This window comes from Clostridioides sp. ZZV15-6598 (assembly GCF_020657705.1).
GTDB classification, from domain to species: domain Bacteria; phylum Bacillota; class Clostridia; order Peptostreptococcales; family Peptostreptococcaceae; genus Clostridioides; species Clostridioides difficile_F.
Window position 1 is genome coordinate 1 of sequence record NZ_JAGWCS010000137.1, and the last position, 9,819, is coordinate 9,819.

Annotated in this window: 9 protein-coding genes; 1 reads left to right on the forward strand and 8 read right to left on the reverse strand. The window is 29.4% G+C overall.

Annotated elements, in window-relative coordinates; translation table 11 throughout:
- Positions 1 to 188: 188 nt before the first annotated feature.
- The 7 genes from KGF50_RS18065 to nifV form a co-directional block, all read right to left on the reverse strand.
- Positions 189 to 500: a helix-turn-helix domain-containing protein gene (locus tag KGF50_RS18065; RefSeq protein WP_227433351.1), complete on the reverse strand. Its 312-nt coding sequence runs from the start codon at positions 498 to 500 to the stop codon at positions 189 to 191.
- A 189-nt stretch (positions 501 to 689) separates the two neighbouring features.
- A complete protein-coding gene (locus KGF50_RS18070; RefSeq protein WP_227849352.1) occupies positions 690 to 1,211 on the reverse strand; it encodes a nitroreductase family protein in 522 nt (173 codons plus the stop codon).
- Positions 1,212 to 1,308: 97 nt separating this feature from the next.
- Entirely contained in the window at positions 1,309 to 1,803 is a 495-nt protein-coding gene (locus KGF50_RS18075; protein WP_227849353.1) for a GNAT family N-acetyltransferase, read from the reverse strand.
- Between the two features lie 33 nt (positions 1,804 to 1,836).
- Entirely contained in the window at positions 1,837 to 2,286 is a 450-nt protein-coding gene (locus KGF50_RS18080; protein WP_227849354.1) for a MarR family transcriptional regulator, read from the reverse strand.
- Between the two features lie 246 nt (positions 2,287 to 2,532).
- Positions 2,533 to 3,525 (reverse strand): isocitrate/isopropylmalate dehydrogenase family protein, encoded by a 993-nt coding sequence (locus KGF50_RS18085; protein WP_227482972.1) that lies wholly within the window; start codon positions 3,523 to 3,525, stop codon positions 2,533 to 2,535.
- 20 nt (positions 3,526 to 3,545) lie between these two features.
- Positions 3,546 to 5,471: an aconitate hydratase gene (locus tag KGF50_RS18090; protein WP_227849355.1), complete on the reverse strand. Its 1,926-nt coding sequence runs from the start codon at positions 5,469 to 5,471 to the stop codon at positions 3,546 to 3,548.
- 24 nt (positions 5,472 to 5,495) lie between these two features.
- The gene (gene nifV / locus KGF50_RS18095) at positions 5,496 to 6,689 is read right to left on the reverse strand and encodes a homocitrate synthase (RefSeq protein ID WP_227849356.1); all 1,194 of its coding nucleotides are present in this window, start codon (positions 6,687 to 6,689) and stop codon (positions 5,496 to 5,498) included.
- A 445-nt stretch (positions 6,690 to 7,134) separates the two neighbouring features.
- Between nifV and KGF50_RS18100 the strand changes: the two genes are divergently transcribed.
- Positions 7,135 to 8,262, forward strand: coding sequence for a DEAD/DEAH box helicase (locus KGF50_RS18100; RefSeq protein WP_227849357.1), 1,128 nt, complete (start codon positions 7,135 to 7,137; stop codon positions 8,260 to 8,262).
- Between the two features lie 177 nt (positions 8,263 to 8,439).
- On the opposite strand, the gene KGF50_RS18105 is transcribed toward KGF50_RS18100, so the two are convergent.
- The gene (locus tag KGF50_RS18105) at positions 8,440 to 9,630 is read right to left on the reverse strand and encodes a hypothetical protein (protein ID WP_227849358.1); all 1,191 of its coding nucleotides are present in this window, start codon (positions 9,628 to 9,630) and stop codon (positions 8,440 to 8,442) included.
- Positions 9,631 to 9,819 lie beyond the last annotated feature (189 nt).

Consider the following 9,819-nt stretch of genomic DNA (forward strand, 5'->3'; position numbering starts at 1 on the left):
ATCCAACTAGTGTAAAAGAAATTAAATTTACAATATTAAAATTTTCAAGGGTAAATTCAAATTGACTTAAAAGTATATAATTTAAAATCATCCTTACTATCTGAACTATGAACATCAATGAAATAGAATCCATTATACATTTTTTATAACTATACTTCATCCCCAATTTAAATCACCCCATGTATATACTAATCGTAAAGTCCATTTAATACTCTACTCACAGTTGCTTTACTCCAACTTGTTTCACTTGAAATTTCTTTATAGCTTAAACCATCTCTTCTCAAGTTTTTTATATTATTTATATCATCATCAGTAATTTGCTTTTCCTTTGGCTTAAGACTATTTTTATAGCTTCTAAGTCTATCTAATTCTGATTTTAAACTATCTACTTCAAATTGTTTTTTTTGAAGCTTACTTTCATAAGAGTCTCTCATTTCATTAAATTCTTTGATGTAGTTTACTTTCCAATCCTCATCAATTTTTGTTTTAAATATACCCATATTTGAACCTCCTTAAATTTTGTTACTCTAGTTATGTATCGATTATAAACATTAATTTCTATACTTATCTTTAAAATCCTTGTACATAACCCTTATATAAGTTAGTAAAATTCAGATATATTTTTACAATTTTAAATATATATTAACAATATCAAAAAAACATACTGTCTTAATATAATATATTATACATTAAAATTTATTAAAATGAACTTTTTCATAATCCAAATCAGAGTCACAGTATGATTTTTTTTCTTCATCAGGGTAGCCTATAGAAATTATACATTCTACACTATACTTATCAGGTATGTTCAGTTCATCTCTAATATATTTATCCGCATCTATACTATCATCGTGCATCCTATTTCTTACTTGTATCCAGCAAGAACCTAATCCAAGCTCATGAGATTGAAGTTGTATATATGAAGCAGTAATACTTGCATCTTCTATCCAAGCATCATTTTTTTCTTTATCTCCAATAATTACAATAGCCAAAGGTGCATTTTTTAGGAAAAACCCACCACCTTTAGTCCTACATTGAGATAAGTTAAGTAATGTTTCTTTATCATCTACCACGATAAATTCCCATGTTCTAAGTCCCTTTGATGATGGTGCTAAAAGAGCCGCTTTTAATATTTTATCTAGCTTTTCTTTTTCTACTTCAACATTTTTATACTTTCTAATACTTCTTCTTTTTTTTAGAAATTCAATCATCTAAATCAACCCTTTCATAATAGCATACATTTGGCTTACATTATGCCCCTACTAATACTGAAAATGTATTCTCTAGCCTTTGTATGATAAATACTTTTTATAATATTTTATCATAACAATAGAAAGATTTCTCTTTTCCTAGGAAACTCATTTCACCAATTTTGATAAATCCACATTTTATAAGCAATGAATTCATCTTTGAGTTTATTGAATATGTATCACTCTTTAAATATGATACATCGTTTTCTTTAGCTAATTCTTCAGCAAAATCAACTAGTTTAGATGCAATTCCCATCTTTCTAAAACTTGGATTTACTGCCATTCTATGTACTACCATAGCCTTCTCATTAGATGACCAATTTAAATCTATATACTCTTTAGGTTCATCATAATTGATACATATAAATCCTGCTATTTTTCCATCTACTTCTTCTACATATAAATCTTGTTTCTCAATATCAGAAACAAAGTCTTTATCTGATGGATAATTTTCATCCCATTGTGTATTATTATAGCCTTTCATTTCTTCTACTGTTGATTTTATAATTCCCATAATACTATCTAAATCATTTACATTTGCTTTTCTAATCATAAAAATATCTCCTTATATTCATATTTTAATTTATTATCTTTTTACTTTAAACCATTCTTCTTCTATATTTTTTCTCATTTTCTCTAGTATATTATTTGCTGTTTGCTTCTCTTCATCTGTAAGATTATTAAAACATATTTCTATACTTCTATTTTCTTCTTCAATTATTAACTCATATACTTCTAAAGATTTTTTAGTTGGAGTTAAATTGTATCCTCTTTTGTCAAACTCATCTTGCTTTTTATCCACATATCCTGCTTTTATTAACTTCTGTATCGCTTTTGTTGTGGTAGCCTTATCTACTTTTAACACATTTGATAATTCTATAAGGTTTATACCAGGATTTTCACAAATTCGTGTTAAAAAAGTAAATTGCCCTTTCTGTAACTTTAATTCTTTGTACTTCATATCATTTATTGAATTTACTGCTCTAGATAAAGTACCAACTTCTCTTAATATATTACTGTCTAAAGTTTTAATCAAATACACCTCCAATCAATACCTCTAAATTCAAACTATTTTTAGTTGAACTTTCAACTATATTTGTATATTACCATATATTGGTTGAATGTTCAACTAAAAAAAACAACTTTTTTACATTTATTTTTATTTTTGACTGGATGCTTACAAATATGCTATTATAAAACTAAATTAAGAGCTGTTAATTGTTCAATATACAATTAACAGCTCTTTTTAAGACTTACATCATATTTTTATTATAAATAACAACTAAATATATTTACATACCTCATCTGCAAATTCAGTAGTTGAAGCTGAACCACCTAAATCTACAGTTAATTTACTTCCATCAAGAAATACTTTTTCTAAAGCTGTTTCTATCTTTTGTGCATTTTCATATTCCCCTAGGTATCTAAGCATCATTACTGATGATTGAATAAGTGCTGTTGGATTAGCTTTATTTTGCCCAGCTATTTGTGGAGCACTTCCATGAACAGCTTCAAATATGGCACAATCTTTACCAATGTTTGCACTTGGAATTATACCCAATCCTCCAACAAGACCAGCTCCCAAATCAGATAGTATATCTCCATAAAGATTTGGCATTACCATTACATCGTAATTTTCTGGATTTAAAACTAAATTCATAGCTGCTGCATCTACAATTAAATCATCATACTCAACACCATGTTTTGATGCTACTTCTCTAAATACATCTAAAAACAAGCCATCAGACATTTTCATTATATTTGCTTTATGTATAGCAGTAACTTTTTTTCTCTTGTTATCTTTAACATAGTTACATGCAAAATCAACTATTCTCTCACTTGCACCTCTTGTTATTATCTTTATACTTTCAGCTGCATAATCACCTATCTTATGCTCTATACCAGCATATAAATCCTCTGTATTTTCTCTTACTACCACTAAATCAACATCTTCATATCTTGACTTTATACCTTTAAAACTCTTAATTGGTCTTAAATTAACATATAAATCTAATGCCTGTCTTAAAGTTACATTTACACTTCTAAATCCTTTCCCTACAGGAGTAGTGATTGGACCTTTTATAGCTATTTTATTCTTTTTTATACTATCTATAATATATTGAGGAAGTGGAGTTCCATATTCTTCAATAACTGCTTCTCCTGCATTAACTTCTTCCCATTCTATCTCTACCCCAGTAGCTTCTACAACCTTTTTCATAGCTTTCGCAACTTCTGGTCCTATTCCATCTCCTGGTATAAGTGTCACTTTATACATCAATATTCCCTCTTTTCATATTAATTAGCTTGATTCTTAGTGTAATTTAATTTTCCACCTGCTTTTAATACATCAACTTCTTTTGCTGATAATTCTACTTTAATTTTGAAAGAAGTTCCTTTACTTGTATTCTTAACCTCTAAAACACCACTATCTAAATTATCTAAAATATTTGGTATTTCCAAACTATCTAAAAGAGATAAGTTTTCATAATCTTTTTCATCACAAAACTCCATTGGAATTATACCACTATTTATTAAATTAGCCTTGTGTATTCTTGCAAAACTTTTCACTATTACCCCTTTAACACCAAGATATAGTGGTGCTAAGGCAGCATGTTCTCTACTTGAACCTTGTCCATAGTTGTCTCCACCAATTATAAATCCACCATCATTATCTTTTGCTCTTTGAGGAAACTCTGTATCTACAGTATTAAAACAATAGTTTGCAAGATATGGTATGTTACTTCTAAAAGGAAGTAACTTGGCATTTGATGGCATTATATGGTCAGTAGTTATATTATCTTCTGTCTTTAATATTACTTTTCCACTTATAGACTTACTTAGTTCTGTGTTAAGAGGGAAAGGTTTTATATTAGGACCTCTAACTACTTCTACATCACTTCCTACATCAGAAGGTTTTATTATCATACTATCATCTATTAAAAATTCATTTACATCTAAGTTTTCAAATTTAACATCAAACTCTCTTGGGTCTGTAAGTTCTCCTTTTATAGCACTTACTGCTGCTACTTCTGGGCTCACTAAATATACTTGTGCTGATAGGGTTCCACTTCTTCCATAGAAGTTTCTATTAAAAGTTCTTAAAGATACAGAATCAGTTCCCGGAGATTGACCCATACCTATACATGGTCCACAAGAATTTTCTAATATTCTAGCCCCAGCACTTATTATGTCCCCTAAAGCTCCATTTCTAGCTATCATTTCCATAACCTGTCTTGAGCCTGGTGCTATTACTAAACTTACATTCTTATGAACTTTGTTTCCTTTTAAGATTTGAGCTACTTTCATTAAGTCTTCATAAGAAGAATTTGTACAGCTTCCTATCGCAACTTGGTCTATTTTAATCTTTCCTATATTTTCAACTTCATCTACATTGTCTGGACTATGAGGCTTTGCAGCTAATGGTTTTAATTCAGCTAAGTTTATAGTAATCTCTTCATCATAAACTGCATCTGAATCAGGTTTTAGTTCCATCCATGCATCTTCTCTTCCTTGACTCTTAAAAAACTCTAGTGTTTTTTCATCACTTGGGAATATTGAAGTAGTTGCTCCAAGCTCAGCTCCCATGTTTGTTATTGTGGCTCTTTGTGGAACAGATAGATTTTTAACACCTTCTCCTCCATATTCATAGACTTTACCTACGCCACCTTTTACAGTTTGTTTTCTCAACACTTCTAATATTATATCTTTTGAAGATACCATATTATTTAATTTTCCAACTAAGTTTACCTTACAGACTTTTGGTGCTTTTATATAGTATGCTCCTCCTGCCATAGCTAGAGCAACATCTAGTCCCCCAGCACCAATAGCCATCATACCAACACCACCAGCAGTAGGTGTGTGGCTATCAGAACCCAAAAGTGTATCTCCTGGTGTTGAAAATCTTTCTAAAAATACTTGATGGCAGATACCATTTCCTGGTTTAGAAAAATAAACACCATATTTATCAGCTACTGTTTGTATATATTTATGGTCATCTGCATTTTCAAATCCTTGTTGTAACATGTTATGGTCTACAAATGCAACACTTCTTTTTGTTTTTACTTTATCTATACCCATAGCTTCTAATTGAAGATATGTCATTGTTCCAGTGGAATCTTGTGTTAAAGTCTGGTCTATTTTTATCCCAATTGAATTGCCAGCAACAGCCTCTCCATCCACTATATGTTTTTTGATTATTTTATAAACTATATTATCTCCCATACTTTCCTCCTAGACAATTATATCTTAAATATATGAACCTCTAACTGCTTCTTCTTCTGTTGTACCTTTTTCATGTGCTAGTATATCACAATATAATTGAAGAATCTCTTTATCCATCAAACTTCTTTTCAATCTTATAGATGTAGCTCTTATAGCATTTAATAATTTAGTAGCGTTTTCTGGAGAAATATACATTTCATATTCACTCAATTTATTTATTACAGCTGCTCTTCCTGAATGCTTTCCTATTACTATTTTTCTTTCAAGATTTACTTCACTTGGGTCAAATGGCTCATAGTTATGTGGGTCTTTTAAAGCTCCATCTGCATGTATACCTGATTCATGTATAAACATATTATCTCCAACTACTGGTTTCCATGTAGGAAGCATTCTTCCTGATGCTTGAGACACATACTCACATATTCCTCTAAATTTTCTAGTATCTACGTTATTTAAATCACATTTATAGATGCATTTAAGCGCCATTAAAACTTCTTCTAATGCTGCATTTCCAGCTCTCTCTCCTAAGCCATTAACTGTAACTCCAACATAGTTTGCTCCTGCTGCTAATCCTGCAAGTGCATTTGCTGTTGCCATACCAAAATCATTATGTGTATGCATTTCTATGTCAAAATTAGTTCTTTCATAAAGAGTTTCTATTGCATTTTTTATAGAAAAAGGATTCATAACTCCTACAGTATCACAATATCTAAATCTATCTGCCCCTGCTTGCTTTCCAACATTTATAAACTCAGTTAAGAAGTCGATATCCGCTCTTGAAGCATCTTCTCCATTTACTGAAACATATAATCCATTTTTCTTAGCAAATTCAACTGTCTTAGCCATATTTTCTAAAACCCAACCTCTAGAAGTTCTAAGTTTATTTTCTATATGAATATCAGATACTGATATTGATATGGCTACTGCATCAACACCACAAGAAATAGATTCTTCAACATCTTTTATCACTGCTCTATTCCAAGCCATTATATCTGATTTTAAATTTCTATTGCATATGTGCTTTATTACATTTTTTTCGTCTCCACCCATAGTAGGTATACCAACTTCAATTTGGTCAACACCTAAATCACTTAGCATTTCAGCAATCATTATTTTTTCTCTATTTGCAAATACAACCCCAGCTGTTTGTTCCCCATCTCTTAAAGTAGTATCTACTATTTTGATTTCCTTTGCTCTATCTTTTGATATAATGCACATATTAATGCCCCCCTTAGTATACATTTAGTTTTAATAGTATTATGTCTTATTTTTCAGTGATGCCTCTAACTTTTGATTATTTTTTTATTTTTTATTCATTTTAATTTCATTTGCAATTTATTTTTTTAGCTTTTCATATCTTGTAATCTATTATATTACTTTGTATCAATTATTGCACTATATTTTTTCCTTTTTGTGAAAACTTCTTAAAAATGAAAGTTATTATGTTTTTCTTGCATTTTAATTTAATTTATAAATAGAATTATTTTCAAAAAACCTTTTAAAATAAACCTCTAAAATTCTAGCTAAAATTTAATTTAATCTACACTATATTTTAAGAGTTATACACTATATTTTTAAACTATATAAATAATAATCGAAAAAATTACTAAAAATACTTACAAATATGATATTATTAATTGATTAATAAAATAGAAAATTTTTCATGAAAGGTAAGATAATAATGGATTTTAAGAGCTTAGGAATTAGCGAAGATACTATAAATATTATAAAAACATCAGGAATAACAACACCTACACCTATACAAAAAGAAAGTATTCCTTTAATAAAATCAGGAAAAGATGTCATAGCAGAAGCGCAGACTGGGACAGGTAAAACACTGGCTTTCTTGCTTCCGATATTTGAGAATATATCATTAGATATAGATGATATACAAGTACTTATACTGTCTCCAACTAGAGAACTTGCTATTCAAATAACAGAAGAAGCTATAAAACTTAAAGAGTCTAAGGATATAAATATTCTAGCAGCTTATGGTGGAAAAGACATTGGTTCTCAAATAAAAAAATTAAAAGGAAATATTCATATGATTATAGCAACACCAGGTAGACTTCTAGACCACTTAAATAGAAAAACAATTGACCTTAGCAAATTAAAAACTTTTGTTTTAGATGAAGCAGACCAAATGTTGCTTATGGGATTTAAAAATGAAGTTGAAGCTATTTTAAAAGAAACTTCAAATAAAAAGCAAACACTATGCTTTTCTGCAACTATGGATTCTCAAGTGAAAAAATTGGCTTATAGATATACAAAAAATCCAGTTGTTGTTTCTATTGAAAAAGAAGAAATTACTCTTACTAATATAAAGCAAGAAGTAGTAGAAACTACAGATAGAAAGAAATTAGATGCTTTATGCAGTGTTTTAAACGAAGACAATCCTTTTATGGCTATAATATTCTGTAGAACTAAGAGAAGAGTTGACAATCTTGAAGAGGCTCTTGCTATACGAGGATATAATTGTCAAAAGTTGCATAGTGATATTGCACAATCAAAGCGAGAAAGAATAATGAAATCATTTAGAAATTTAGAAATACAATACTTAATAGCTACAGATGTAGCTTCTCGAGGTCTTGATATATCTGGAGTAAGTCATATATATAATTACGATTTACCAGAAACGCCTGAAGACTATATTCACCGTATTGGCAGAACTGGTAGAGCTGGAGAACAGGGTTATACTTGTGCTTTTATTGACCCTAAAAATGAGCGAATGTTAAGTGAAATTGAAGCAGCTATAGAATCTAAAATTAATAGAAGAATTGTAGAATTATAATATATAAGCTAACTATTGAAGGGGTTGAATTTAAAATTTGACTAGAAAAAAATCAAGTTTAAGACAACCCCTTTGTTGTATAAATAAAAATGATTTAAATAAAAATGTATGTGTACTTATCTTATGTAAATTCACATACATTTTTATATTTCACTTTATTTTATATTATTTTGTTTACTATAAATTCTCAACATTCTCATCTAACTCTGCTGGCCATTTAGCTTCTGGATGTTCTTTTGCAAATTTCTTATTCTTATTATGACCCAATGTTAGAAAAGGTATAACTATAGTGAATAGACCAAGATAACCACAATATCCATATCCATATTTAACTATATTACTTAACCCTGTCAGAGATATAAGCATTGATACTACCATTATTGAACATGCTGTAAAGACTCTTCTTTTCATTTTTGAAGAAAAGAAAGAAAGTGCTTTATGGTCTTCAAATCTATTTACAAGACCAAATATTGTAGTTACTCCTGTAGACATCAAACAAAGGAATAGTGCTACATTATAAATTATGAATATAGTATTATTTCCAGATTGACCTGCAACATAAAGAGTAGGAAGTGTTGTTTGTCCCGCAGCAGTAAATTCTCTATACCATCCCATTAACATAGTTACAGCAAGCCCCAACGCAACTGCATTCATAACAAATGAAACTAGCATTGCTTTAGTAGCTTCTTTGGAATTTTTAAGAAGTGGTCTTGAACAGCTTGCAAGTGTTGGTATAACAACTGATTGGAATCCTGCATAAATAAAAGTATTAAGTATTGGCTTAAAGTATCCAGGTGTGAAGCTTGTTCTGTTTGAGAATATTTCAGATATTTCTGGTACTTTAGCTTTTATACCCACTATAAAAATAGTAAGAGTACATACTAATATAGCTATTGTCATTGCTGTTGCTGCTTTAGATACAAGCATAGCTCCAAATATAGTAAAAACAAGAAGTACAATTCCGATAATAAAGACAGCTATAAAATAATTAATTCCTATACTTTGGAAAACTGCTGCTGCACCTGCTATGACAGCACTTACAGCTATTAAAACCATTAGATAATAATATATCTCCCATATTATTTCAAGCTTTGGATATGGCTTCCAAAGTTCACAAAATAAGTCCTTATAATTCTTACAATTATTATTATTATACATTATAATAACTTCTCTCATAGTGGCAGTAAGTATAATCATTGCTAAAATTGCCATGAGTGGTGCAATCCATCCATATTGCACATAATACTGTGTTTCTTGATTACCTGTAGCAAACCCTCCTCCTGCATGCGAACTAAAAAGAACACTTGCAACTCCAAATATAGCTAGAATAGAGCCTGTTGCTTTTGCTTTTTTTACATTTTTTTGCATAAAATCATCCCCTCTAGAAATAATATTAAAAATTTATAATTTAACATACATTTGACAAAAGAATAACATTTTTGTCAAGTTAATTCAACCATGATTTTTCTAAAAATTTACAATTTTAATTTTTTTATTTCTAATTAGGTAAATTTCATATATTTATTTTATTATTATGAATTAATAATATTTTTATAT

Excerpts from the sequence above, each read along its gene's own strand:
- KGF50_RS18065 (WP_227433351.1), bottom strand. The coding sequence starts at position 500 with ATGGGTATATTTAAAACAAAAATTGATGAGGATTGGAAAGTAAACTAC.
- KGF50_RS18070 (WP_227849352.1), bottom strand. The coding sequence starts at position 1,211 with ATGATTGAATTTCTAAAAAAAAGAAGAAGTATTAGAAAGTATAAAAAT.
- KGF50_RS18075 (WP_227849353.1), bottom strand. The coding sequence starts at position 1,803 with ATGATTAGAAAAGCAAATGTAAATGATTTAGATAGTATTATGGGAATT.
- KGF50_RS18085 (WP_227482972.1), bottom strand. The coding sequence starts at position 3,525 with ATGTATAAAGTGACACTTATACCAGGAGATGGAATAGGACCAGAAGTT.
- KGF50_RS18090 (WP_227849355.1), bottom strand. The coding sequence starts at position 5,471 with ATGGGAGATAATATAGTTTATAAAATAATCAAAAAACATATAGTGGAT.
- nifV (WP_227849356.1), bottom strand. The coding sequence starts at position 6,689 with ATGTGCATTATATCAAAAGATAGAGCAAAGGAAATCAAAATAGTAGAT.
- KGF50_RS18100 (WP_227849357.1), top strand. The coding sequence starts at position 7,135 with ATGAAAGGTAAGATAATAATGGATTTTAAGAGCTTAGGAATTAGCGAA.
- KGF50_RS18105 (WP_227849358.1), bottom strand. The coding sequence starts at position 9,630 with ATGCAAAAAAATGTAAAAAAAGCAAAAGCAACAGGCTCTATTCTAGCT.